Below are 25,811 nucleotides of genomic sequence, written 5' to 3'. Positions count from 1 at the left end.
ACCCCCGACACCAGGAGATCGCGTTGAGCACAGCCCACGCCCACCCCGGCACCCGGTCCGAGTCGGCCTGCTCACCCGAGACGTCCTGGGAACTGACCCGCGCCCAGCGCGGCATCTGGGACGCGCAGCGCCTGGAGCCGGACTCGCCGTACTACGTCGTCGGTGACGTGCTGGAGATCGGCGGCGGTGGCCCGGTGGACGTCGAGGCGCTGCGCGCGGCGATCCGCGCGACCACCGAGGAGGCGGACAGCCTGCGGTTGCGGGTGTTCACCACCCCGGACGGACCGCGCCAGGAGATCTCCGCCGAGCCGGTGCCGCTGCCGGAGGTGGTCGACCTGCGCGGCGCGCCGGACCCGGTGGCCGCCGCGCACGCGCTGGTCGACTCGGAGCGCCGCCGGGTGGCCGAGGCGTGCCGGGAGATGGTGGAACGCCCGCTGTTCTCGCACACGGTGCTGCGCCTGACCGACCGGGAGGTGTGGTTCACGCAGCTGGGCCACCACTTGGTGTTCGACGGCTACACCGCGGCCATGCTGGCCCGTCGCACCGCGGCCCACTACACAGCTCTGGTGAGCGGGAGCCTGCCTGCGCCGTCTCCGTTCGGCCGGTTCGCCGACGTAGTGGCCGCCGACCGCGCCTACCTCGCGAGCGAGCGGGCCGCACAGGACCGGGCGTACTGGCGCGCGCGGTTCACCCCGTTGCCCGACCTCGACGACATCGCGGGGGGAACCGGGCTTCCCGAGCGCACGGTCACCGCTCGGACCGTGTTGCCCACCGCCGACCTCAACCGGCTGCGCGAGGTCGCGGAGAGCGTTGGCGCGACGTGGGGTGAGGCGCTCATCGCCTGCTACGCCGCGTTCCTGCACCGGGTGCTGGGCCGTGACGACGTGGTGTTCGCGCTGCCGTTGATGTGCCGGTTCGGGTCCGCGCTGCGCACACCGGCCATGGCGGTCAACGTGCTTCCCCTGCGGGTCAAGGTGTTCGGCGGCGACGGGCTGGCTGAGCTGACCGCGCGGGTGGCCACGGCGATGCGGGAAATGCGCGCGCACCAGCGCTACCGCGGCGAGGACCTGCCCCGCGACCTGGCCGTGCCCGGCGCGGGAGCGTTGCTGCACGGGCGCGGGGTGAACCTCAAGGCGTTCGACCTCGCGATCGATTTCGCCGGGTCCACCGGGACCATGCGCAACGTCGCGGGCGGACCGCCGGAGGACATGGGGCTGAGCGTGCTGCCCACTGGTGATGGTGGGGTGCTGCTGGGCTTCGAGGTCGACGCCCGCACCCACGACCAGGCGGGTGTCGACCGCAGGCTGGACGCGTTGTGCGCGCTGATCCGGGGCCTGACGGACTCGGACGCGCCCGTGGTCGGGCGGGTCGAGCTGGTCGGGCCCGAGGACTTGGTGGCGCTGCTCGACGCGTGGCGAGTCGAGGCCGTGCCGGGGGTGCCGCGCGATGTGCCCGGTCTGTTGGCCGATCTGCTCGTCGACCACTGTGGACAGACGGTATTGGTGTGCGGGGCGCGGCGGCTGAGCGTCGAGGAGTTGGTCGTCGAGGTGCGCAGGCTGGCGCGGGCGCTGCGGGCGCGCGGTGTCGGTGCCGACGACGTGGTCGCGCTGCCGCTGGACCGGTCTGCTGACCTCGTCGTCGCCTTGCTGGCGGTGCTGGAGGCGGGCGCCGCGTTCCTCCCGCTCGACATCGAGCACCCGGCGCCGCGGCTGCGCGCGACGGTCACCGAGGCGGGTGCGGTGCTCGCGCTCGCCTCGGCGGCCACCGTCGACGTGGTGCCGCCGGAGGTGCCGCGCCTGGTGCTCGACGCGCCGGAGGTTCGCGCCGAACTGGCCGCGTTGTCGGGCGCTCCGTTGTCCACTGAGGAGCTGTCGGCGCCTCGGCATCCCGACCACCTCGCCTATGTCATCTTCACCTCCGGTTCCACCGGCACCCCCAAGGGCGTGCTGGGGCGGGTCGGCGGTCTGGCCTCGCTCGTGCACCACCACCGGTCCACCACGGTGACCCGCGCCACGCGGGCGGCGGGACGGCGGCTGCGGGCAGCGCACACGTACTCGTTCGCCTTCGACTCCGCGCTCGACCAGCTGCTGTGGTTGCTGTGCGGGCACGAACTGCACGTCTACGACGCCGACACGGCACGCGACGCGACCGCGTTGGTCTCCGCGCTGACGCGTGATGGCATCGACGTCGTCGACACCACGCCGTCGATGGCCGCTCCCTTGGTGGACGCGGGACTGCTCGACGGCCCCCATCGACCGGTGTTGCTCATCCTCGGTGGGGAGGCCGCGCCGCCCGCGCTGTGGCGTCGGGTGGCCGCGTCCGGCATAGCCGCACGCAACCTCTACGGGCCGACAGAGGCCACTGTGGACAGTGTGGGCGCCTGGCTCGACGGCGGCGACCCGGTGATCGGGTTCCCGGTCCCCGGAACCCGCGTCTACCTGCTGGACAACGCGCTGCGCGTGGTGCCGCCGGGCAGTGCGGGGGAGTTGTACCTGGCGGGCCCGCACCTGGCGCGCGGCTACCTCGACCGGCCCGGCGCCACCGCCGAGCGGTTCCTCGCCGACCCGTTCGGCGCCCCCGGCGACCGGATGTACCGCACCGGCGACCTGGCCCGCTGGGTACCGGGCCGGGGTCTGGCGTACCTGGGCCGCCGCGACGGGCAGGTCAAGGTTCGGGGCCACCGGGTCGAACTCGGCGAGGTCGAGGCCGCGTTGGGCGCACTCCCCGGGGTGGGGGCCGCAGCGGCGGCCGTGCGCACCGACACCGGTGCGCCCCGGCTCGTGGGCTACGTCGTCCCCGCCGCGCTGACCACGCTCGACCCGGACCGGGTCCGCGCGGAATTGGCGGAGCGGGTGCCCGATCACCTGGTGCCCACGGCCGTGGTCGTGCTGGACGCGCTTCCCGTGACCACCAACGGAAAGCTCGATCGCACGGCGCTGCCCGCTCCCCGCTCGGCGAGCGGTGGACGTGCTCCGCGCACGGAGCGGGAACGGCTGCTGTGCGCCGCCGTCGCTGAAGTCGTCGGGGCGGAACAGGTCAGCCCGGACGACGACTTCTTCGCTGTCGGCGGCGACAGCATCACCGCGATCGGCGTCAGCAGCAGGCTGCGCGCACACGGCGTCGACCTGCGTCCCCGCGACCTCCTCGGCCGCGGCAGCTTCGCCGCGCTGGCCGCCGCCGGGCGCGACCTCGACGAGGCGCGAGTGGTCGAGGTCGACGAGCCGACCGGGCCGGTGCCCGCGCCACCCATCGTGCGCGCGCTGCTCGACCCGCACCCCGACCACACGTCGATCGCGGGGTATGCGCAGTGGACGGCGTTGCGCGTCAACGAGTTCCTGACCCTCGCGGACCTCGCCCGGGGCGTCCGCGCGCTGGTCGACCACCACGACGCCTTGCGCTTGCGGGTCTCGTCATCCGGTGAACTGCTCGTGCCTCCGCCGGGGCTCTCGGGGCCCGAGGTCGTCGAGTCCGAAGGGGACGACGCGGCAGCTTCGGCGGCCGCGTTGGCCGCCGAACTCGACCCGGCCGCGGGCGAGGTCGTGCGGGTGGCGCTGCTGCGCACGCCGCCGGGCGCGCCGGACGAGGTCGTGGTCGTGATCCACCACCTCTCCGTCGACGGCGTGTCGTGGCGGGTGCTGCTCGCGGACTTGCGCGCCGCTTGCGCGGGTGAACAACTCTCGCCCGTAGGCACCTCGTGGCGCGGACACGCGCTCCGGCTCGCCGCGCAGGGCGCCACCGGTGCCCGCCGGGCGGAGATCGACCACTGGCGTGCCGCCCGCGACGACTTCCGCGTCGGCACCCGTCCGCTGGACCAGGCTCTCGACACCACGGCCACCGCGTACCGCACCACCACCGTCGCCTCGCCGGAAGCGAGCGCGGCCGTCCTCAGTGGACTGCCCAACGCCTACCGCGCGGGCTCCGACGAGGTGCTGCTCGCCGCGCTCGTCCTCGCCCTGCGGCTGTGGCGCGGCGACGAACGCGACGCGGTGACCGTCACCGTCGAGGGGCACGGTCGGGACCACTCCGGGCTCGACCTCGCCCGCACGGTCGGCTGGTTCACCGCCGAACACCCCTTGCGCCTCCCCGCCGACGCCGTGCGCTCGTCCGAGGACTTGGCCGACGCGCTCGCCGGCGGTCAGGCCGCCGGGCGGTTGGTGCGCGCGGTCAAGGAGGCCAAGCGCGCGGTTCCCGACCACGGCATCGGCCACGGCGTGCTGCGCCACCTCGATCCCGAGACCCGCGCGGAGTTCGCCGCGGTCCCGCCGCCGGACGTGCTGCTCAACTACCTCGGCCGCTTCGCCCCGGTGCCCGACGGCGGGTGGCGGCTGCCCGACGACGACCCGTTCGCCGTCATCGAACCCGCGACCAAGTCGCTGGAACAGGTACTCGCCCTCAACTGCTTCGTCCGCGAGGGCACCCGGCCGCGCATCGCCGTCGAGTGGACCGCCGCCGGGCTCGTCGTCACCCCGGAGGCGCTCGCCGACCTGCGGCACGCGTGGGAGCGGGCGCTCGGCGCCCTCGCCGCGCACGCCGAGCACGGCGGCGGGCTCACCCCGTCCGACCTGCCGCTGGTCGCTCTCGACCAGGACGCCATCGACGAACTCGAGCGGCACGGCCGGGTGCTCGACGTCCTGCCCGCCACGCCCCTCCAGGTCGGATTGGCCTTCCACACCCAGGTCCGCGGCGACCAGGACACCGACGTCTACGTCGTGCAGGCACTGACCCTGCTGCGCGGCGCCCTCGACCCCGACCGGATGCGCGCGGCCACCCACGAGCTGCTGCGCAGGCACCCCGCGCTGCGCGTCCACCTGCACACCACCACCGGAGGGGAGGTCGTCCAGGTCATCCCCGCCGAGGTCACCCTCGACTGGCGGCGCGTCGACCTGACCGGGCACACCCCGGACGAGCGCGCCCGACTCCTCGCCGAGCACTGCCGCGCCGACCTGGAACGCCCCTTCGACCCCGCCGCCCCGCCGCTGGTGCGCTTCCTGCTGTGCACCCTCGGCCCCGACGAGCACCGCCTGGTCATCACCAACCACCACGCCCTGCTCGACGGCTGGTCCATGCCACTGGTCGGCCGGACCCTCCTGGCGACCTACGCCGAACTCGGCGGCGGCCCCGCCGCCCCGACCGGGCCTTCCCTGACCGACTACCACCGCCTGCTGGCCGGTCGCGACCACACCGCGGGCTTGGCGGCGTGGCGTACCGCTTTGACCGGCCTCGAGGCAGGCACCCGACTGGCGCCTCCCGCCGCGGTGTCCGAAGTGGCCCGTCCGGAGCGCGTGATCGTCAACCTGGGCGCGGAGTTCAGCGGACAGCTGCGCGCGTTCGCCCGGGAGCAAGGCGTGACCACCACGACCGTGTTCCAGACCGCGTGGGGCGTGCTGCTCGGCAGGCTCACCGGGCGCGACGACGTGGTGTTCGGTTGCCCGGTCTCCGGCAGGCCCGCCGAACTCGACGGCGTCGAACGCGTCATCGGCCAACTCGGCAACACCATCGCGGTGCGCGTGCGCGCCGCGGCGGCCGAGACCGCCACCTCCGTGCTCGCGCGGGTGCAGGCCGAGAGCGCCGCCCTGGTCGAGCACCACCACGTCGGGCTGCCCGACGTACAGCGCGCGGCGGGGCTGGGTGAGCTGTTCGACACCATGCTGGTGATGGAGAACTTCCCGCTCTCCAGCAGGAACCGCACCACCCTCGCCCCCGGCCTGGACCTGGTGGGCGTGGACATCACCGACGCGACGCACTACCCGCTGACCGTGATCGTGATTCCGGGGGACGAGATCGTCGTCGGCCTCGGCTACCAGCCGGGCGTCTTCGACGAGGACACCGTGCGCGGCTACGGCCGTTGGCTGCGCACTCTCCTCGCGGAGATCGTCACCGACCCGAACCGACCCGTCGCCAGGCTGCGCGCCCTCGACGCCGCCGAACACCGGGCGATGCTCGCCATGGGGGAGGGGCCCGAGCCGAGCAGGCCGGTGGCGGGCTGCCTGGCGGAGTTCGACCGGTGGGTGCGCCGCAGCCCCGACGCGGAGGCCGTCGTGTGCCGCGACCGCACCCTCACCTACGCCGAACTCGACCGCCGCGCCAACCGCCTCGCCCACGCCCTGATCGCGGGGGGCGTGCGCCCGCAGGACCCCGTCGCGGTGCTGCTCACCCGCGACATCGAGATGGTCGTCGCCCTGTTCGGCGTGTTCAAGGCCGGTGCCGTGCACGTCCCGATGGACCCGACCTACCCCGTCGACCGACTGCGGTACATGGTCGAGGACATCGCTCCCGCCGCCGTGATCGCCACCCCCGACTCGCGGGCAATCCCGGTCGACGCGCCGGTCATCGACCCCACCACCATCGCCGGTACGTCCACTTGGGACTCGGACCCGGTCGCCGCCCGGCGCCGCATCACCGACGACTCCATCGCCTACGTCATCTACACCTCCGGTACCACCGGCAAGCCCAAGGGCGTCGCCATCCCGCACCGCGGCCTGCCCAGCCTGGTCACCCTGCAAGAGGACGTCGTCGGCATCCGCGCCCGCGAACGCTACCTGCACTTCGCCTCGACCAGCTTCGACGTGGCCTTCTGGCAGTTCATGCTGCCCCTGCTCTCCGGCGGCACCTCCGTCATCGCCCCCGAGGAAGCCCGCGTCCCCGGCGACGAACTGCTCGACTACATCGTCGAGCACCGGGTCACCGGGGTGAACCTGCTGCCGTCCTTCGTCGCCGCGATCCCCGACGACACCCCGGTCGACCGCGACGTCCTCGTCATGATCGGCGCCGAGCGCTTGGACCCCGAACTGGCCCACCGCTGGGGAAACCGCCGCGCGCTGTTCAACGCCTACGGCCCCACCGAGGTCACCATCAACTCCGTCACGTGGCGCTACCGCCCCGACGACCCGGGCCCCCTCCCGATCGGCCGCCCCGACCCCCAGGTCCGCGCCTACGTCCTCGACGCGGGCCTGCAACCGGTTGGCGTCGGCGTCGCGGGCGAGCTGTACCTGGGCGGCCCCAAACTGGCCCGAGGCTACGTCAACCGCCCCACCCTCACCGCCGAACGCTTCGTCGCCGACCCCTTCGGCCCGCCCGGTTCCCGCTGCTACCGCACCGGCGACCTCGTCCGCTGGCGCCCCGACGGCCAACTGGTGTTCCTGGGCCGCACCGACCACCAGGTCAAGGTACGCGGCTTCCGCATCGAGCTGTCCGAGATCGAGACCGTCCTCAGCAGACACCCCAATGTCCGCGCGTGCGCCGTAATCGTCCGCGAGGGCAGGTTGGTCGGCTACATCCTGCCCACCGACGACACCGCCCCCGACTCGGCATCACTACGCGAACACCTGAGCACCGACCTCCCCGACCACATGGTCCCCACAGCCTTCGTCCTGGTCGACCACCTACCCCTGGGCCCCACCGGCAAACTCAACCGCGACGCCCTCCCCGACCCGGCCCCACGCACCTCCACCGAGTCCAGGGAACCAGCCACTCCCGCCGAAACCGCGCTGCTGGCCGTCTTCCGCGAAGTACTGGGCAACGTCCACCTGGACGACTCCTTCCTGGACATCGGCGGCGACAGCATCGTCTCCCTACGAGTAGTCTCCAGAGCCCGCCGAGCAGGCCTGACCCTCACCGCCCGCGACGTATTCGAAGGCGGCACAATCGCCGGAATAGCCGCCCGCTGCCACACCGCAGAGTCCACACAAGACAGCCCAGCAGTAGGCGACGCCCCCCTGACCCCACTAATGCGATCCCTACTCCAACGCGGCCCCGCGGACACCTTCTGCCAATGGGTCCAAATCTGCGTACCCCCCAGCACCACCACCGAATGGCACCAAACTCTAAACGCCCTCCTAACCCGCCACGACGCCCTACGCGCCCACTTGGCCGACACCAAGGCGGGCCTAGTACTACGCATCCCCGCGGCGGGAGCCGTTACCAGCACAGACATCCTCACCGTGGTATCCGCCCCGGACGCACAGACCACCCCCGCCGCCACCACCGTGTTCGCCACGGCGTCCCCCGCTGATGCCTCCAGTGCTGCGGCTCAGGAGCACATCGCCCACGGAGCGGTCGACCCGTCCACGGGACCGGTAGTGGACGCTCCTGAGGCGAGTGTGGCGACTGGCGCGGATGCGTCCACCTCGGCGCCCCCTGTCGATGCCTCTGCTGCTCCGGCTTGGGAGCACATCGCCGGCGCCGCAGCGAATCAGCCACCGCACTCTCCCGAGTCCGGGCAGGCGAGCACTGCCGACCTGTTCTCCGCCGCCGTCGACCTCGGCGCACTCGCCCGTGCGCACATCACCCGCGCCCGCGCCGAGATGAACCCCCGCACCGGCCCACTCCTGCGCGCGATCTGGATCGACGCCGGACCAAACCGCCTCGGCAGGCTCATCCTCGTCGCCCACCACCTCGTCGTCGACGCCGTGTCCTGGCGAATCCTGATCGACGACCTAGCCCAAGCCCACGCAGGCGCCCCCCTACCCCGCCACGGCCTATCCCTGCTCGGCTGGGCCACAGCCCTGCGCGAAGCCGCCCCCGCCCGCCAAAGCGAACGCGCCCACTGGCACCGCGTCGCCGCCACCCCCGTGTGCCCGCTCCCCGCACTCGACTCGACCCGCGACACCGCGGCAACCGCCCGCCACCACCACGTCCGGATCGACCCGGCCACCACCCGCGCCGCGGTCACCACCCTCCCCGCCGCCTACCGCACCACCCCCGACACCGTCCTGCTCACCGCCCTCGCCCGCGCGATCGCCGCCTGGCGCGGCACCGCCCCCGACCTGCTCGTCGCCCTCGAGGGCCACGGCCGCCCAGCTCACCGGCCCGACTTCTCCGGTCCGGCCGACCTGTCGCAGACCGTCGGCTGGTTCACCGCCGTGCACCCGGCCCGCATCCACCCGCCCGCGGGCACCGCCCCCGCCCTGCGCGCCGTTCGCGAACACCTGCGCGCCGCGGGCGACGGCCTCGGCCACGGCATCCTGGGCGACGACCTCGTGCGCCACCCCGACGTCAGCTGGAACTACCTCGGCCGCTTCCCCGCCGCGCCCACCGAGGAAACCGCCTGGCAGCCCCCGCCGGACGCCGACCCCCTCGGCTCCGGCGGCGTTGACCTACCGCTACCGCACGCGCTCATGGTGAACGCCATCCTCCGCGACAACGAGCTGGGCGTCCGCTTCACCTGGCCCGCGGCCCTGTTCACCCCCGCCCGGATCGGCGAACTGGGGGAGCGCTTCGCCCACGAACTCCACGCGCTCACCACCGACACCCCCGACGGCGAAATCCTCCCCCTGACCCCGCTGCAAGAACTCATGCTCGACCAAGCACGCACAGGCACCGACCCCTACACCGTCCAAGGCGTCTTCACCCTCAACGGCCCCCTCAACCTGCCTGCCCTCCGCGCGGCGGGCACACACCTCCTTACCCGCCACCCCAACCTGGGCGCGGTGTTCCCACCCGGCCACGCCGTCCAAGTCATCCCCACCCAGCCCGAGCCCGACTTCACCACCCGCGACGTCGACGACATCGAACGAGACCGGGTCCTGGCCGAACTCCTGGCTGAACCGTTCAACCTCGCCACCGGCCCCCTCTTCCGAATCACCGTCCTCCACCGAGGCCCCAACCACCACGACCTGGTACTGACCACCCACCACCTCCTCTCCGACGGCTGGTCAGCCCCGCGCATCCTCACCGAACTGTTCGCCCACTACACCGAAACCGACCTACCCGTCCCCACCCCCTTCTCCCACTACACCCGATGGCTGGCCGCCCACGACCACACCACCGACCTGCGCGCCTGGCGCACCGAACTCCTGGACCTCCCCGAAGGCGACCACCTCCTGCACGGCAGGCGCTCCACCGTCGCCGCCGCCGACCCGGTCCTGTTCACCGTCCCCACCCACACCGTCGCCGCCCTCACCACCGCGGCCACGGCCCGGGGACTGACCCCCAACACCATGCTCCAGGGAGCGTGGGCAGCGATCCTCGCCACCCGCTCAGGCCGTCGCGACGTCACCTTCGGCACCATGGTCGCCTGCCGCACACCCGAGGTGGCGGGCGTGGAGGACATCCTCGGCTTGCTGGCCAACACCGTCCCGGTCCGCGTCCACCTCCAAGGAACCGTCGCGGAAGCACTGGCCGACGCCCAGTCACGCCAACAGGCGATGGTCGAACACCAGCACATCGGGATACCCGAACTCACCACACTCACCGCCCGAGAGCGCCTCTTCGACACCCTCCTCGTCTTCGAGAACTACCCGGTAGACCCAACCCGCCTACGTGAACCAGCCCCCGGTCTAACCGTCACCGACACCCGCTTCCGCGAACGCACCCACCACCCACTCACCCTCACCGTCGTCCCCACCGACGCGGGCTGGACGGCCGTGCTCTCCCCCCAAGCCGGACTCTTCGACCCAGGCGAGCTCAACGCCATCGCCACCGACCTCCAACACACCCTGCGCGCCCTACCCACCCTCCTCGACGAGCCCACCGACCGACTGCTGGGGGAGACCACATGAGCCCCGACACGGGGCGGGTGCTCTTGCCCCAGGAAGACCCCATCGCCACCGGTCTCCCGCGCGCCCAGCCTGACCCGGCCCGCGACAACGCGAGCACCGGTGCGGGCCACACCGCTCCGGCCGTAGGCCTGTATCCCCGCCCCGTCGTCATAGCCGGCCTCCAGCGCACAGCTCCACACCCGTCGCCCACCCAGCTCAACAAAGACATCGAGCAGCCGCAGGGTGAAGACCACACGAGCACCCGCCGCGAATCGGACCAGCGTGTTCCAACTCCAGGTCAGACCCCGCACCCCGCCGACGCCAACGCAATCAACCCCCAGCACGCCGCCCCTCGCGCGTCCCAGGCCGGGCCTTCCACCTCCGCCAACAACCTCCGGCACACCGCCCCACGAGCCCAATCCACCCAGCCCAACAAGCACTTCGACCGCCTGCCGCGCGGAGACCACGCGAGCCGCACCGGTAGGCCTGGTCTCCAGACCAGGGGTCCCGCCCCGGCCATCAACCTCCGGCACACCGCCCCTCTCACCCAGTCCAACAAGCACATCGCCCGCTCGCCGGGCAGGGACCACACGAGCGCCACCGCGAGTTGCGCTGGCGCGCCCCGTCCCAGGCCCCTCACCACCAACCCGCACCGCCCCGCTCCACCAGCGCGACCCGCCCCGCTCACCAACCGCCTGCCACGGGAGTCCACATGAGCACCGACGCGGCGCGCCCCACCGTCGACCGGGCGTTGTGGCGGACCGCGTTCGTCCTGGTGCTCGGCACCTTCATGGCGACACTCGACACCACCATCGTCTCCGTGGCCATGGACGTCCTGGTCGACCGGTTCGCCGTCTCCGTCACCGACATCCAATGGGTCAGCACCGCCTACCTGCTCGCCGTAGTCGCCGCCGTCCCAGCCTCCGGCTGGCTAGCCGACCGCACAGGCGGCAGGCGCGCCTGGACCGCCGCCATCGCGGTCTTCCTGCTCGCCTCCCTGCTCTGCGCACTGGCCTGGTCCCTCCCCAGCCTCATCGCCTTCCGCGTCCTGCAGGGTGCCGCGGGCGGACTGCTACCACCCCTCGGCCAAGCCCTCCTCGCCCGAACCGCGGGCCCGGACCGCATCGGCCGTGTGATCAGCGTCGTCGCCGTGATCCCCCTCCTGTCCCCGGTCCTCGGCCCACTCGCGGGCGGCGCCATCCTCGCCGTCGCCCCCTGGCCCTGGCTGTTCTGCGTCAACCTCCCCATCGGCGCGGTCGCCCTCCTCCTCGTCCGCCGGTGCGTCCCCACCGGCCCGCCCGCCGACCACCGCACCCCCTTCGACCTACGCGGCGCCGCCCTCCTCTCACCCGGACTCGCCGTCCTCGTCTACGGTCTGACCGGCCTGGGCCACGGCCCGGTCCCGCCCATCGCGATCGCCGTGGGCGCGGGCATGCTCGCGGCCTTCGTCGTGCACGGCCTCCGCACCAAGGGCGTCCCCCTGATCGACCCGCGCCTGTTCACCCGCCCACCGCTCGGCGTCGCGGCGATGGCGCTGCTGGTCCTGGGCGCCTCCGTGTTCGGCACCATGTTCCTGCTCCCCCTGTACCTGCAACGCGCCGACGGCCAAACCGCGTGGCAGACCGGGCTCCTGCTCGCCCCCCAGGGCATCGGCGCCGCCGTCGGTTCGCTGTGGGTCAGCCGGGTCGTGCACCGCATCGCGCCCCGCACGCTCGTGCTGAGCGGCATCGTCCTGGTCGCCCTCGGCACGGCCGTGTTCACCCAACTGGCCAACGACATCCCCGACGCCGCCATCGCCGCCTCCCTGCTGCTCCGCGGCCTGGGCGCGGCGATGATCGGCGCCCCGGTCATGACCATGGCCTACCGCGCCGTCGCCCCCGCCCAGATCCCGCGTGCCGCGGGGGCACTGAGCCTGCTCAACACCCTCGGCGGCTCCGTCGGCACCGCCGCCCTGGCCTTGGTCCTGCAGACCCGCTTCACCGCCCGCGGCCCCGACACCGCCGCCGCGTTCGCCGACACCTTCTGGTGGGTGCTCGCCGCGACCGTCCTCGCGGCCCTGGCCGCCACCCGCCTACCCCGGCCACGACAAAACCCGCCTGCTGCCCAAGCCACGGAAGGAGCACAACGATGATCCACCACGACAGCCCCGCGCGTGGCGGCGCGGCCGTCCGCGAAAGTCTCTGCTGCTGCGAACCGCCGGACGCCGCCTTCCCAGTACGCCGGGACACCGCGGTCACGGCCTTGCTGACCGCAGTCTCCGCCCGCCCAGCCGCGCAGCAACCGCCGTGGCCGCACCAGTTCGAAGTCGACGACGTGGAAGCCGAACTGGCCGAACTACCCGGCCTGACCACCGAAGCGGAAGTCGACGACCTGGCCGGCGCCATGACCCTGGTCGCCCGCGGCGACGCGCTGGTGCTGCAAGGCGGCGACTGCGCCGAGCGGTTGCACGAAGCCGTACCCGACCTCGTCCGCCGCAAGGTGGACTACCTGCAGGGCTTGGCCGCCATGATGCGCGCCGCCAGCGGCCTGCCCAGCGTGGCCGTCGGCCGACTCGCGGGCCAATACGGCAAACCGCGTTCCTCCCCCTACGAACCGTCCCCGACCGACCCCGGCCTGCGCATGGTCGCCTACTGCGGCGACGCGGTCAACGCCCCCGAACCCGAACCACCCCAACGCGTACCGAACCCGCGCCGCCTCCGCGCCGCCTACGACAGCGCCCAAGCCGTCCTGCGCGAGGTCCGCCGGGCGTCAAGGGGCAAACCCCCGGCGGAGCGCGTCCACGTAGCCCACGAACTCCTCCTCCTGCCCTACGAACGGCCACTGGTACGCGCGGGCGCCCAAGGCCCCTTCACCACCTCAACCCACTTCGGCTGGATCGGCGAGCGAACCCGCGCCCTGCCCGGCGCGCACGTGGCGCTGGCGGCCGGACTGCGCAACCCGATCGGAGTCAAGATCGGCCCCACCGCCACCCCCGACGACGTCGTGGCGCTGACCCGGGCGCTCAACCCCGAAGGCCTACCCGGCAAGCTCTGCCTCATCACCCGCTACGGCGCGGGCGAAGTCGACCGACTGCTTCCCGGAGTGGCCAAAGCCGTTGCCAGGCACGGCACCCCCGTCGTATGGCTATGCGACCCCATGCACGGCAACGGCCTCAAGATCGCGGGTACCAAAACGCGCCTCGTCGAGGACATCCTGACCGAGGTCGCCACGTTCGTGAAAGTCCTCAGTGGACTGCGACTGCGCCCCTCGGGCCTGCACCTGGAACTCACCCCGGACCCCGTCACCGAGTGCGTCTCACCCCAAGACGCCGAACCATCCTTCCCGGACTACCGCTCCACTTGCGACCCAAGACTCAACCCGGAACAATCCGTGGCGGTGATCGCCCATTTCCTCGACCGCCTGTCCTGAGCGCCTATGAAGAAAACCGAAACGAGGGTGCCCGACGCCGACGGGCACCCTCGAGCACCTGCGCGGACTCGACCTAGTCTGGACCAACGACGCTCGCACCACAGTCCAACACGGTGGTGTCGGCCCGCACACGCACACCGTCGCGGATATCCAGCAAGCATTCGCCCCCTGGCAAACGGCATGCGCCAACTACGACAACGACCCGTCGGAGTATCTCCGCCAGGCAAAGGCAGCAGCGCTGGTCGTCTGCACTGACCAGGCCGACTCGTAGGCACCCGCCACACCAACTTGACCCGCTTCTCGCCCGGCGTCACACAGCCTGCCCGGGGAGCGCGCCGCGTGGCCGGGTCAGCGTGTCCGTCGGCTGACGCGTGAGCACGTCATCAACACCCGCGGCCACCAGGGCTTCCCGAAGCCTCGGCACCACAGTGCGGTCATCCACCGCCAGACGAACCAATTCGGTGATCTCGTCGGCGTCAACCAGAGCACGAGTGCCGTTCCACGGCACACTCCACCTAGCCGTGCCCGCCGCGACCAGCGCTTGACCGACAGCGGCATACACCGCGTCGAACGACACGCGCGAACCGCCTGCCACCAGCTCGAGCACCGAAGCCAGGGTGACCGGCTCGACCGGCGCCATCGCCGCGGCGGCGCGCGCGTGGTGCTCCGCGATGTCGTCAAGCCACTCCCGCCACTCCAGCCGCCTCGCCGGTCGAGTGGCCCTGGGCGTCACCGACGGCAGAAGGGCGGCCGGATCGGCCAGCAGCTCCCCAGGATCCTCCGGCGGTCGGACCGGCGAGCCGGGCAGGCGGGCAAGCCGGTCCAGCCTGCGGCGCAGCGGCGGGTGGGAGTCGCGCCACCCGCCGCCCTCCGGCGGGTTCGCGCGGCGGCGGGCGACCCGCTCGCGGTACCCGGGGTCGGCGAGCATCGCGCCGAACGGGCTGAACTCCTCGACCGGGAGCACGGCCCGCCGGGCGGCGGGGGCGACGAACCGGGCCCGGAAGTCCGCCCAGGCGACCGCGGTGGCGTCGGCCGACCGCAGCGCGTCGGCGAGCACGGTCGCGCCGGTGACCGCGGCCGCGGCCCGGTCCGCGTCGACTTCCTGCCGCCTGCGCACGGCGAGCGAGACCAGGTCGTAGCCGAGGGCGTAGAGCGCGAGCAGGCCGCGCACCAGGAGGAAGGCGAACCCGTAGAGCCACGGCGCGACCTTGGTCCGGTCGATCAAGTCCCGCCGGACGGCGCCGATCGCCGCGTGGCCCCGGTAGGTGACGGCGCTGAGCCGGGTGTGCCCTCGAGCGCAGTGGCCGAACTCGTGGCACAGCACCGCGCGCAACTCGTCGGTGGTCAGCCCGACCAGCAACGGCACGCCCAGGTACAGCGTCCGCGGCCCGCGCAGGAGGCCCAGCAGCCGGGCCCGCTCGCTCACCGCCGCGTTGGGCTCCCCGGTGAGCCGGATCTCGGCCGGTGCCGCGATGCCGAACCGCGCGGTCACCCCACGAACCAGTACCCACAGCCCCGGCGCCTGCTCCTCCGACACCGCGACGGAGTCCGGCCGGGCCGCGGGTGGGCCGCTGGCAGTGATCACGCTGCGCACCATGACGGCCAAGGCGAATCCGAGGATGCCCAGTTGCAGGTAGCCGCTCCAGTCCAGGGTTTCCATGACGCGCGGTGAGGACACGAGAATGTGCAGCATCCTGAGGTAGAACCACACGATCCCGGCGACCAGCAGGTAGAAGCCGGTCAGCAGCGCCAAGGCCAGGACGGCGGCGACGAGGATCACCGCACCCCCACGTTGCGCCGGATCCGCGCCACGCCCGTGCCGTGCGCGGCGACGCAGCGGGCGAGCCACTCGGCGGTGGCCTCCAGCACGGCCTCGACGGGCTCCCGGTCGACGGCGTGCGCGAGCACCTGCGCCGGCGCCAGGCGGTCGAGCAGCTCCTGCTCCCGCACGGTTCCGAGTGACTCGCGCAGCGACTTGCGCGCGTTGAACACCGCCGCCGCGACGGTGCCGGGCCGGATCCCCAACTCCTCGGCGATCTCGCGCTGGGACATGCCGTGCAGGCACTGCATCACCACCAGCTGCCGCTGCCGCGCGGGCAACGCGGCGACCGCCGCCAACACGGCCTCGACCAGCACGGCCTGCTCGGGGTCGCCGCTGGTCGCCCGCCACGCCCGCAGTTCGACCGTGTCGAGCGAGAGCCGCCGCCACCGGGCCGAGGTCTTCCACAACCGCTGGCGCACCACGCGGTGCAGCCAGGCCTCCGGCTCGTCGTAGCCGCTGAGCCGGCCCCACCGGAGCAGCGCCTGGGCGTAGGCGTCCTGCACGGCGTCCTCGGCGTCGTGCCGGTTCACCGAGATCACCAGCGCCCGGGCCAGCACCCGGGGCAGCGACTCGACGAAGAACTCCTCGAACGACCGCTCCCGCGGTGAGGTCACCGGTCACCACCCGCCCGCACGACCAACACGCTGCCGCGCCGCCGGTCCAGCACCACCACCGGCCGCGCGGCGCGGGCCGCGGCGACCACGACGGCGGCCCGCGTCCGCTCCCGCTCCCGAGCGGCCCGCGACCACGCCGCCACCACCTGGGCCACAACCGCCAGCACCACCGTCACCGCGTATGGATCTAGCACGGGGCACCCCCTGTCCGATAGCGTCGGCGCGGTTCGCCGATACTCGCACAGGGAACAGCTGCCACACGGCGGAATCTTTAGTCCAGGAACCGACTTCCCCGGGGAGGCGCCGGATGCTCTCCCGCACCGACCTGGGCACCCTGGTGACCACCCACTACAACGACAACCCGGGCCGACGCCGCCTCGGGGTGACGCTCACCGTCCTGAGCAGCCTCGGTTTCGGAATCGGCTTCACGTTGTCGATCAACGGGGTGTACGGCTCCGTCACCGAACTGGTGATGCTGTTCGGCTGCGCCGGACTGGCCACCGGCGTCCGCTCACTGGTGCGCGCGGTGCGCGGCGGGAACGACGAGCGGTTCGCGGTGCACGCCAGGGGAATCGCCTACACCGGCCGGCGCGGAACATGCCATTGGCGGTGGGAGGACATCGCGTTCGTCCGCGTCCGCCGCAACCGGGTACCGGACCCGTTCGCCAGGTACACCGGCTCCCCGCTGGAGGCGGAAATCCACCTCCGCACCGGCCGCAGGGTCATCTTCGACGCGACGACCGACGCCGCCGAGTCGTTGGTGGCGGTGATCCAAGCCCACTGCGACCCGGCCCCGCGCCGATCGTGGCGAGAACGCGCGAGGTGGCTGTACCTCATCTTGGGCGCACTGGCGGTTATGGCCGCGCTCGTCGCGTTCGTCGTACCGGTGGTCGACGGCAGAGCGGGAGTGGTCACCATGGTGTGGGCCATCGGTGCGTGCGCGGGCGTGGTCGTGTACGGCTTGCTGATGTCCCTGCGCCGCGGCTGAGGTTGTCCATTGAGGACCCCGATGCTCAGCGTTTCCGGCGCAGCCTCCGCAAGGGCCGCAAACGAAGCCTCTCCGGGCGGCGGGGAGGCAACAGCTTCGACAGCAGGCTCCCCAACACGATGCCGAGCGCCAAGCCGCCGCCGCAGATGCCCGTCATCACGACGAAGTACAGCGCCCCGTCCTGGTGGTGCGGGTAGTCCGCCGCCACGACCGTGCGGCCGCTCCTGCCGCCGTTCCGACTGTGCCCCTCGTTGCGCAACTGGACCTCGACCGTCCCGCTCAACGGATGAGTCGAGTGGACCCGCCTGGCCACGGTGGTGCTCTCGCCCGCCCAGCGCACCTGCGCGTCACAGACCGAAGTCAGCCAGAGGCGGAGCGGATCGGCCGAGCACGACCGCACCTCGGCGGAACCGGTTCGGGCAACGGACAAGGCGTTGGTGGTGAGGCCGGTTCGACTTTCGACCGCCGTGAACACCCAGATCCCGGCGAAGAAGAAGAGGACACCGACGGCGCTGGCCACTCCCCAACGGATGTCGCGCAACCGAATCGGGGTTGAGGGTGTCATTGACGGGCTTCGTTCCCTCCTTGACCACCTTGGTGCCCATGTGGTCCAGTGCGCGACCGAGCCCGGAGTCGCCTCATTGTACGCCTTGAGCCCGCCCCACTGCGAAGCCAGTGAGTCGGCGGCTCTGGTGAATGTCCTGTTTGTCCGGTTCTCCCGCTTCCGAAACGCCGTGCTCGTCCCCTTCGGCGCGGTCATCAACGTTGCCCTGTCGGGTCGCTGGCGCGGCGAACATCTTCATCGACTCGATGCGGGACAGAACTCCTGGCGAGACCCGAATCGCCCACGAGAGGGCGAATGGGAAACCGTCGTCGTTCTCGGCGCGGCCGAGCGGCCCCGCCCCCCACGTGGAGGGCGGGGCCTGTGCCAACCACCAGCCTTTCGGCTCATTCCCCCTTGACGCGACGCCTCCGGCTCGCGAAGGCGAGTGCCGAGCCCGCGCCGAGTGCGAGGACACCGAGTCCGACCAGCCACGGCAGGCCCGAGACGCCCGTGGTGGCCAGGGATCCGGACTGCTTGTCGCCAGGCACCGGGCTGCTCGACGTCGGCAGCGACACGCTCGTCGTCGTCGGCGAGGGCGTGGTCGATGACGTCGTCGGCGAAGGCTGCGGTACGTAGACCCCGGCGTCAATGGTGTGGTCGACCTCGCCGGGTTCGCCCGGCGCCGTGACGGGCCCGGACCCGCTGCACAGCTGTCCGGTGGTGGGCGGGGTCACGTTGGAGTCGTGCACGCGGTCGTCCCCGACCAGTGGAAGGGTGAACCGCAGGTCGGCAGCGGCCGGTCGCCCGGCGACCTTGTCCGTGTTCGCCGTGCAGACAGTGAACTGCACCGTGTACTTCGCCCCCCGCGTCAGCTCGTAGGCCGCGCCCACGCCACCGAAGTAGTACTCGCCCGCCGCGTCGGTCTTGGTCGTGGCGACCTGTTTGCCGTCGGCGTCCAGCAGGTTGATCGTCGCGCCCGGCAGCCGCACGTCCCCGGGGTCCTGGACACCGTTGTGGTCGCCGTCGAACCACACCAGGTTGCCGATCTGGATGGGGGCGTTCGCGGTCTGGTAGGCGATGGCGCCGAGCCCGCCCGACTTGCCGAAGCCGCTCTGGTTCAAGGTGACGAACTCGTAGGCGTTGGCGGGGCCGTTGTTGCCGGGCCCCTGCCCGGTCTTGACGTCGTAATAGCCGGTTCCGCCGGTGCTGACGTGGATCGTCGGGTCCATCTGCGTGCTGACGACCCACTGCTGCCGCGGGATGTACGCGACCGAACCCTGCGCGGTCTCCTGGTGCGGCCCGCGGGTCGTGGGACCCTGCGGGGCGAAGTAGTCGCCCGCGAAGTACTCGACGACGCCGGGGCCTTCTTGTCCGTTGTCGGTGTTGCTCGCGTGGTTCGGGCAATCCCCGGTGCCCTCCCAGGCGTACCCGCCAGCGGGCTTGGCGCAGGCCATGGTGATGTCACCACCGGAGAACCCGTTCTCCACGCTGTTGTTGCCCGGCCGCGGGTCCAGCGCGCCCCAGGCCACCACGTCCATGAACCGGTCGCGGAAGCCGAGGATCATCGACCCGTCCCGCGCGAACGCCAGGCTCGCCAGTTGCGGCTGCGGATCGATCATCGCGCCGCCGCCGTTCGCGTCGTGCTTGTCCCAGGTGGACAGATCGGTGTTCCACGGGTTCCAGTGCCTGCCCTGCGCGCCCGGGGGAGTCCCGACGAGGACCTCGCCGCGCTCGAAGTCGAGCGGCTGGGTCAGCACCGTGGTGAACTGCGAGCCGTTGTAGGCGTAGACCACGGCTTTCAGGTCCGCGCGGTCCTGCGTGCTTTCCGCGCTGCACACCCCGCCGACGTACAGGGTGCGGTCGTGCGCGGTGACGGAGAACGGCCGCCAGTCGGTGAGCGCCGCGCAGCCCGGGTCCGGGATCGGCGCCACGGCCCGCGGCGCCGCGACCGCATTGCTCCTTGCGTCGAAGGTGACCAGCGTCCGCGTCAGCAGGTTCACGGCGTACAGCGCGGAACCGTCCTCGGACAAGGCCAGGCCGCCGATGCTCTCCTTGCCGGGCGCGCCGGTGAACCCACCGTCCTTGTTCAGGTCGGCGGTGTCGTGCGGCGTCACCGCGGCCCCCGGCACCTTGGCGAAGAGGCTCGGCGCGCCGCCGTCGAGCGGCACGGAGTGGATCGCGTCGCCGCCGTCGGGCCCGTAGAGGGTGTGCCGCCGGGCGAACGCGCTCTGGAACAGCCGGTGCCGGTCCTTGTCGTAGGCCACCCCGAACGTCGTCCCGACCTGGGCCTGGGTGGCGAGGTTGGTCGGGCACGCGACGTCGGCGGGACACGTGCCCCGCGTGTCCACCCCGAACGCCACCAGCGCCCGGGTGTTCGTCCCGCTCGGCCCGTTCTGGACCGGGATGAAGTACCGGGAGTCCGGCAGGGTGTAGTCGGCGGCGTTCCAGACCCCGGTGATCACCGAGTCGTCCTTGCCGTCGGACACGTCCACGAAGGTGGTGAAGCTGTCGAAGTGGTTGGTCGCCGTCGAAGCGGGCGCGGCGCGCAGGTAGTCGCGGTACGGCGCCGGAATGGTGACGTCGACGCGGTAGTGGCCGCCGACGAGAACGGTGGACGGCGGCACCACGACCTTTCCGGTCGCGTCGGTGCTGCCGTTGACGCGATGGCCCGCTGGGTCGGTGACATCGACCTTTATGCCCCGCTGCGGCACATCCATGGTCGCGTTGATGACACCGGTCCCGAAAAAGTCTCGTAATACCTGGACGGTCAAGGTGCCGTCCGCCGCCGCGGCTGCTGTTCCGGTGGTGATACCGACCATCGCACTACAGGCGAGTAACAGAACCGCTGATCCTGCCCGCGCCGGTCTGCCCACAAACGCCGAGGTTGCCCGGGTCATCGCTCTCCCCCTTGTGGAAGTCGTCGCGAACCGACACAGACAACCAGAATGGCGTCTCTTCGTGTGCTGGCGATCGGGTGAATCGTGCGGGTGAATTCCACAGCCTGTTAACGTCATGCGGTGTGCGGAGCATCCGAGTTCGGCAGCGGCTCTCGCGACACCGGTGGTCGACGCTGGTCACCATCGGTGTCGCGGTCATTGCGATGGTTGGTACGGTCGTATTCTTGACCGTTGGTTCACGTTCTACGCCGAGTGGTTCACGACCGTTGACGGCCGGTGAGGCAAATCGGCTTGCGATCACTCGGTTTCTCAACTACCAAATGGGAGGTCGCGCGGTGACAATCGCCGTGCCGACCACGGCAGGCGGATTGGTCATCACCGGATCCGTCGACTACCGCGCCGGACTCGGCTACGGGGTCGTGCGCGGCACCGGACGCGACACCTCGAGCGACGGATTGATCCAGTGGAGCACCACCGCCGTCTTCATCCACCCGATGGCGGACGCCCCGGCGGAGGCGCCCGCCGCACCGCCGGGATCGGGCTGGCACAACCGCCCACTGAGTACTTCCGGCAGTGCGCTGGACAGCGCGCTGCGCATCGCGCTCAGCCTCGGCAGCGACCGGCCGGACAACGCGGAACTGCTGCCGCAGAACGGTGCCAGCTGGATCGGCCACGACCAGGTGGGTGACCGACAGGTGGACGTCATGGCCGGACCGGGCGCGCGCGGCAAACCCGGCACCGCGGGCAACGTGCGCTACTGGGTGGACTCGGACGGCACCACGCACCGGGTGCGGGCGGACGTGGAGTCCGAGACGCAGCCGGTGGTCATCGACTTCGACAACCGGGCGTACGTCCCGGTTCGGCCTGCCCCCGGAGTCACCCCGACGCCGTAGTTCAGGACATCCGCACCAACGCGCGATCGGAGAGCAGGGACGCCGACGGCAGCGGGACACTCGCGACGTCCGGCAGCGCGGGGGTCGGCGGGACGACGGTCGGACCGGTGGTGGTGGCGTTCGGGAACTGCGGCTGCGAGGCGGGCGCGGCGACGTCGGTGAAGGGGATGCCCGGAGGCGGCTTCGGCGTCACCCAGGTGGCGGAAGGTGATTGCTCGGCGGCCGGACAGGCCGCGGTCTCGACCAGCCGAGCGGGCGCCGTCGTCGCGAGGTCGTTGCCGCGCAGGCAGTTGCCCCGTCCACGAGTGGCGGTGGGGAAGGTCCAGCCGACGTCGACGCCGTTGTCCGTGAACGCGTTGTCCGTGACCTGGTTGTCGTTGGGCGGTATGTCGGCCGTCGCGGTGATCACCAGCCCGGCGTTGGTGTTGCCCGCGACCCGGTTGCGGACGAACGTGTTCTCGCTGCCGCCATCCACCCCGATGCCGACACCCCAACCGCCGTCGGCCTGTTCCGGCGTCGCGGCCTGCTGGTTCGCCGAGACCAGGTTGCCCGCGATGAGCGCGCCCCGCTGCGGGAGCAGCTTCTCCTGGTGGTCGGAGTTCGTGGTGAGCCCCACCCGGTTGCCGACGAAGCGGTTGCCGACGACGTACATGTCGCCGCTGGCGTTGGTGCCCTCGTACCCGACCGCGTTCAGCTCGGCGACGTTGTCCCGAACCACGATGCGGCAGGGCTTGCACTGCCCCACGTAGATCCCCGAGTCGGGGGAGCCCGACGCGTACGAGTGCTCGATGACTCCATCCTGGGCGGAGAACGCGTATATGCCGTACAACCCGTTGCGCGTCGCGGTCACGTGGGAGACCAGGAACGACTTCAAGAGAGCGACCGGTTCGTCTCCGGTGTCGTAGCCGCCGTCCCCGGGCGACTCGGCCGCGGCCTTCGCCGATCCGGTGACCAGGACCCCGTTCTGCGTGTTGTTCCGCACGGTCAGGTTCTCCACGGCCACCCCGGGCGCGGTCACGACAATCCCGTTCGCCTGCCGCAACTGCCCGTCGACGACAACCCCGTCCCGGGACTCCCCGCGAACGGTGACGCGTTCCGTACCGACCTTGACCGACTCGCGATACACACCCGGCGCGACCAACACGAGATCCCCGGGCCGGGCCAGCGCCACCGCCGCGGAAACCGTCGGCGCGTCGGCGGGAACCCGGATGGTCGCGTTCGCCCCGTCCGGCCGCTTGTCAATGCCTGATCCTTGGTCCCCACCGCAACCCGTCAATGCGAGAACCGGAACCGCCAACACCACGGCAAGACCGAAACGAGGCATACCCCCAGTGTGGCACGACCAACGGATTCGCCCGCGACGGGTCGAATGTGGCACTCTCCACCGGTGGGCCGCGCCGCACAACCATCACGTCGCGCCTTTCTCGGCGCCACCGCGTTGTCCGCCGGGTTTGTCGCCGCATGCGATCCGAATAGCGACCGGTCGGACTCTCCTATCACGATCGCGCCGACGGGCCCTTTCCAAGCGGGCATCACAATCCCTCGCGAAGCTCAGCCCAACCTGCTGGCCGTGGTGCTCGATGTCGGCGACGACGTACCCGTCGGCCCGCTCCTGGCCGAATGGGGAGAGGCCATCCGCGCGCTGACTGCGGGAACCGACACGCGATTGCTCGGCCTGTCACCGGGCGACCTCACCGTGACCGTCGGCATCGGCCCCCGCCTCGTGCGCCTGACCGACCCTGCCCTGCCCGGCGCGGACGACCTCCCGGAGTTCCCCCGCGAACGGATCACTCCCCAGGCCCGCGGCGGCGACCTGCTGGTGCAGGTCTGCGCCAGTGACGCGGTTGTCCCCGCGATCGCCGCCACCGCGCTGCTGGCCCAGGCAGGCGACCGCGTACAGGAACGCTGGCGCCAGTCCGCCCACCGCGGCTCGACCGTCCCGGTGGACCAAGACCGCACGGCCCCTCGAAACCCGTTCGGCTTCATCGACGGCATAGTCGGCCCGCACGCACCCGCCCAACAACAGCGGGACCTCTGGCTGGCAGGCCCACCTCAAGTGGCACGCGCCACCATCGCCGTACTCCGCCGCATGGAACTGGACCTCCCGCGGTTCGCGGCATTGCCGGTCGCCGCCCAGGAAGCGATCTTCGGCCGCCGCCGCGCCACCGGCGAACCACTCTCCGGCGGCACCACGGCCACCGACCCGAACCTCAACGCCAAGACCCCGGACGGCCGCTACCTGATCCCCGCGGACGCCCACGCCCGCAGAGCCCACTCGACCGCCGTGGGTGTCGGCCTGATGCTGCGCCGCTCCTACAGCATCGACGACCCCGCTCCAGGTCTACTTTTCATCAGCTTCCAAAACACGCTCCGAACCTTCACCAACACCCTCGTCCACATGAACAACAACGATGCGCTACTGCCCTTCACCACCACGACCGCCAGCGCGACATTCCTCATACTCCCTGGATACGACCAGACCCACCCCCTCGGCACTACGCTCTACCCTCGATAGCGCCCGCACGACCAAGCCCCTCACGGCACGCGCCTGGCCACCGCTGGATTGCGGTCTCGTTGCCTGCGTCGGAGCTTGTCGGTGTCACCGGACTCGATTCGTATGCGGCTCTCGACCTTCAGCCCCGCTCTTTCGCGCAGGTTCGAGCCTTGAGCCAATGGCGGCCAGGTCAGCCGGGGCCAGTCAGTTGCCGTTGCTGGCGTGATACACGCTGAGCTCACCATAGCTCGACAGAGCGCCTGTCAGGTCGCCAGATCCCCTGCCCAGAACCGAATCCAGGAACGCGAGGCTCGCAGCGGCCACGACGCGCGGGCTTTCGGCGCGGCCCAGCGAGCCGACGATCGAGGGCATCGGCGGCAGGTACAGGGGACCGTCCATGAAGGTGAGGTGCGCGGCGCCGGGAATCGTGACTCGGTAGTTCGTCGCCGTGCCGCGCGTGAGCACCTCGGTGAGCTGGGGCAGGTACCGCGGATCGCTCTCCGAGGTGATGGCCTGGGTGAGCGCGAGCGTCGGCTGGGCGAGGTCAGGCGACAGGGGCCCGCGCGGGTAGCCGTCCAGATCGATGACGGCGTCGAACCGGTGGTCCTTCCTGGCCACCTGGAGCGCGGCGGCACCACCCATCGAATGACCGGTCGCGGCGACCCGGCCGGTGTCCAGGCGCCCGGCCAGCGGGTCGGCGCCGAGGCTTTCCAGCTTGGTCAGCGCGAAGCCGAGGTCGGCGGCCCGGATCGCCGTCCAGTCCTCGGCCAGCCGGTCGTCCTCGTCCCGGTCGCCGCTGGAGACGGTCGCGGTGCTGATCGTCCGGCCGTCGGCGAGCACGACGGCGGCGGAGTCGTAGGGGTGGTCGAGCGCGGCGACCACGTACCCGTGGCTGGCGAGTTCCTCCGCCCACGCGGTGTTCTGGGTGCGCACCCCGCTGGACCCCGGCGAGAACAGCACGATCGGGAACCGCCCGCCCTCGCCCGCCACCGGGGCGTCGGGAACGGCGTGGGTGCGGGCGCGCGGAACACCGTCGAACAGGAACCCCGGCAGGCCGACGCCGCCCGCGAGCGCCTCGGCGACGATGCGCGCCTCGTCCTCGGTGCGCCCGAGGTACTGGGCACGCGGTACGTCCGCCGGGCTGGCCTGCGCGGGGTACCAGAGCTGCACGACGACCGTGCGCCGGTCCTGCGGGTCGGGGGTGAAGGTCTCGGGCCGGTCCGGGTCCGTCCACTGCAGCACCCGGGTGCCGACCGCGTAGCCGCCGGTGAGCTCCGGGAAGACGGGCACGGGGAACGCCCACGCCGCCACGGGCCCCGTGGTGATCAGGCCGACGCAGACCACCGACCCCGGCAACGCCAGCCACCACCTGGCCCGCCGAGCGCGGTCGCGCACCAGCGGGAAGACGGCGAACGGCGCCGCGACGAGCGCACCCACCAGCACCGGCAGCAGCTGCCAGCGGATCCCCGTCACGCAGAGCAGGACCGCGGACAGCAGGAACACCACCCCCGCCGCGATGGTGACGCGTGGGCGCGCGGCGGCGGGCAGCCAGCGCGCCACCACCAGCACGACGGCGCTGAGCAAGGTCAGGATTTCCAGCGCGGACAGGTTCAGTCCAGTGATTGTCTCGGTCACCCGGCAATGTTCAGCGCCGGACGCGTGCGGCCACATCG

13 protein-coding genes are annotated in these 25,811 nt (G+C 71.8%); 6 read left to right on the top strand and 7 right to left on the bottom strand.

Annotation, left to right across the window (positions count from 1 at the left end):
* Nucleotides 1-23: 23 nt before the first annotated feature.
* From CLV40_RS30685 to CLV40_RS30670, 3 genes are all read left to right on the top strand, one after another.
* The gene (locus CLV40_RS30685; RefSeq protein WP_245931670.1) at nucleotides 24-10,499 is read left to right on the top strand and encodes a non-ribosomal peptide synthetase; all 10,476 of its coding nucleotides are present in this window, start codon (nucleotides 24-26) and stop codon (nucleotides 10,497-10,499) included.
* A 691-nt stretch (nucleotides 10,500-11,190) separates the two neighbouring features.
* Nucleotides 11,191-12,609 (top strand): DHA2 family efflux MFS transporter permease subunit, encoded by a 1,419-nt coding sequence (locus CLV40_RS30675; RefSeq protein WP_104482502.1) that lies wholly within the window; start codon nucleotides 11,191-11,193, stop codon nucleotides 12,607-12,609.
* A complete protein-coding gene (locus CLV40_RS30670) occupies nucleotides 12,606-13,886 on the top strand; it encodes a 3-deoxy-7-phosphoheptulonate synthase (RefSeq protein ID WP_104482501.1) in 1,281 nt (426 codons plus the stop codon). The genes CLV40_RS30675 and CLV40_RS30670 overlap by 4 nt, the downstream gene beginning before the upstream one ends.
* A gap of 310 nt (nucleotides 13,887-14,196) precedes the next feature.
* Here CLV40_RS30670 and CLV40_RS30665 read toward each other — a convergent pair whose 3' ends face one another.
* The 3 genes from CLV40_RS30665 to CLV40_RS38470 are packed head-to-tail and all read right to left on the bottom strand — an operon-like array spanning nucleotide 14,197 to nucleotide 16,498.
* Nucleotides 14,197-15,666 (bottom strand): M48 family metallopeptidase, encoded by a 1,470-nt coding sequence (locus CLV40_RS30665; RefSeq protein WP_104482500.1) that lies wholly within the window; start codon nucleotides 15,664-15,666, stop codon nucleotides 14,197-14,199.
* Complete coding sequence (locus CLV40_RS30660) at nucleotides 15,663-16,322, bottom strand: RNA polymerase sigma factor (RefSeq protein ID WP_104482499.1); 660 nt, start codon at nucleotides 16,320-16,322, stop codon at nucleotides 15,663-15,665. The genes CLV40_RS30665 and CLV40_RS30660 overlap by 4 nt, the downstream gene beginning before the upstream one ends.
* On the bottom strand, nucleotides 16,319-16,498 hold the full coding sequence (locus tag CLV40_RS38470) for a hypothetical protein (RefSeq protein ID WP_181043840.1): 180 nt from the start codon (nucleotides 16,496-16,498) through the stop codon (nucleotides 16,319-16,321). The genes CLV40_RS30660 and CLV40_RS38470 overlap by 4 nt, the downstream gene beginning before the upstream one ends.
* Nucleotides 16,499-16,629: 131 nt before the next feature.
* Between CLV40_RS38470 and CLV40_RS30650 the strand changes: the two genes are divergently transcribed.
* Nucleotides 16,630-17,310 carry a PH domain-containing protein gene (locus CLV40_RS30650; protein ID WP_104482497.1) on the top strand — a complete coding sequence of 227 codons (681 nt, stop codon included), beginning with the start codon at nucleotides 16,630-16,632 and terminating at the stop codon, nucleotides 17,308-17,310.
* A gap of 25 nt (nucleotides 17,311-17,335) precedes the next feature.
* Here the strand turns inward: CLV40_RS30650 and CLV40_RS30645 are convergent, their stop codons facing one another.
* Together CLV40_RS30645 and CLV40_RS30640 are read right to left on the bottom strand one after the other, a co-directional pair.
* Nucleotides 17,336-17,830: a hypothetical protein gene (locus tag CLV40_RS30645; protein ID WP_104482496.1), complete on the bottom strand. Its 495-nt coding sequence runs from the start codon at nucleotides 17,828-17,830 to the stop codon at nucleotides 17,336-17,338.
* Nucleotides 17,831-18,258: 428 nt separating this feature from the next.
* Nucleotides 18,259-20,571, bottom strand: coding sequence for an SdrD B-like domain-containing protein (locus CLV40_RS30640; RefSeq protein WP_245931669.1), 2,313 nt, complete (start codon nucleotides 20,569-20,571; stop codon nucleotides 18,259-18,261).
* Between the two features lie 515 nt (nucleotides 20,572-21,086).
* Between CLV40_RS30640 and CLV40_RS30635 the strand changes: the two genes are divergently transcribed.
* On the top strand, nucleotides 21,087-21,644 hold the full coding sequence (locus tag CLV40_RS30635) for a hypothetical protein (RefSeq protein WP_245931668.1): 558 nt from the start codon (nucleotides 21,087-21,089) through the stop codon (nucleotides 21,642-21,644).
* Nucleotide 21,645: 1 nt separating this feature from the next.
* Here the strand turns inward: CLV40_RS30635 and CLV40_RS30630 are convergent, their stop codons facing one another.
* A complete protein-coding gene (locus tag CLV40_RS30630) occupies nucleotides 21,646-22,968 on the bottom strand; it encodes a right-handed parallel beta-helix repeat-containing protein (RefSeq protein ID WP_104482494.1) in 1,323 nt (440 codons plus the stop codon).
* 63 nt (nucleotides 22,969-23,031) lie between these two features.
* Here CLV40_RS30630 and CLV40_RS30625 point away from each other — a divergent pair, with 63 nt between their 5' ends.
* A complete protein-coding gene (locus tag CLV40_RS30625) occupies nucleotides 23,032-24,159 on the top strand; it encodes a Dyp-type peroxidase (protein WP_245931666.1) in 1,128 nt (375 codons plus the stop codon).
* A 183-nt stretch (nucleotides 24,160-24,342) separates the two neighbouring features.
* Here the strand turns inward: CLV40_RS30625 and CLV40_RS30620 are convergent, their stop codons facing one another.
* On the bottom strand, nucleotides 24,343-25,773 hold the full coding sequence (locus CLV40_RS30620; protein ID WP_245931665.1) for an alpha/beta hydrolase family protein: 1,431 nt from the start codon (nucleotides 25,771-25,773) through the stop codon (nucleotides 24,343-24,345).
* Between the last annotated feature and the right edge of the window lie 38 nt (nucleotides 25,774-25,811).

This window comes from Actinokineospora auranticolor, from assembly GCF_002934265.1.
Taxonomy (GTDB): domain Bacteria; phylum Actinomycetota; class Actinomycetes; order Mycobacteriales; family Pseudonocardiaceae; genus Actinokineospora; species Actinokineospora auranticolor.
Note: the sequence above shows the minus strand (reverse complement) of the source record. Positions and strands in the feature narration are given on the sequence as shown.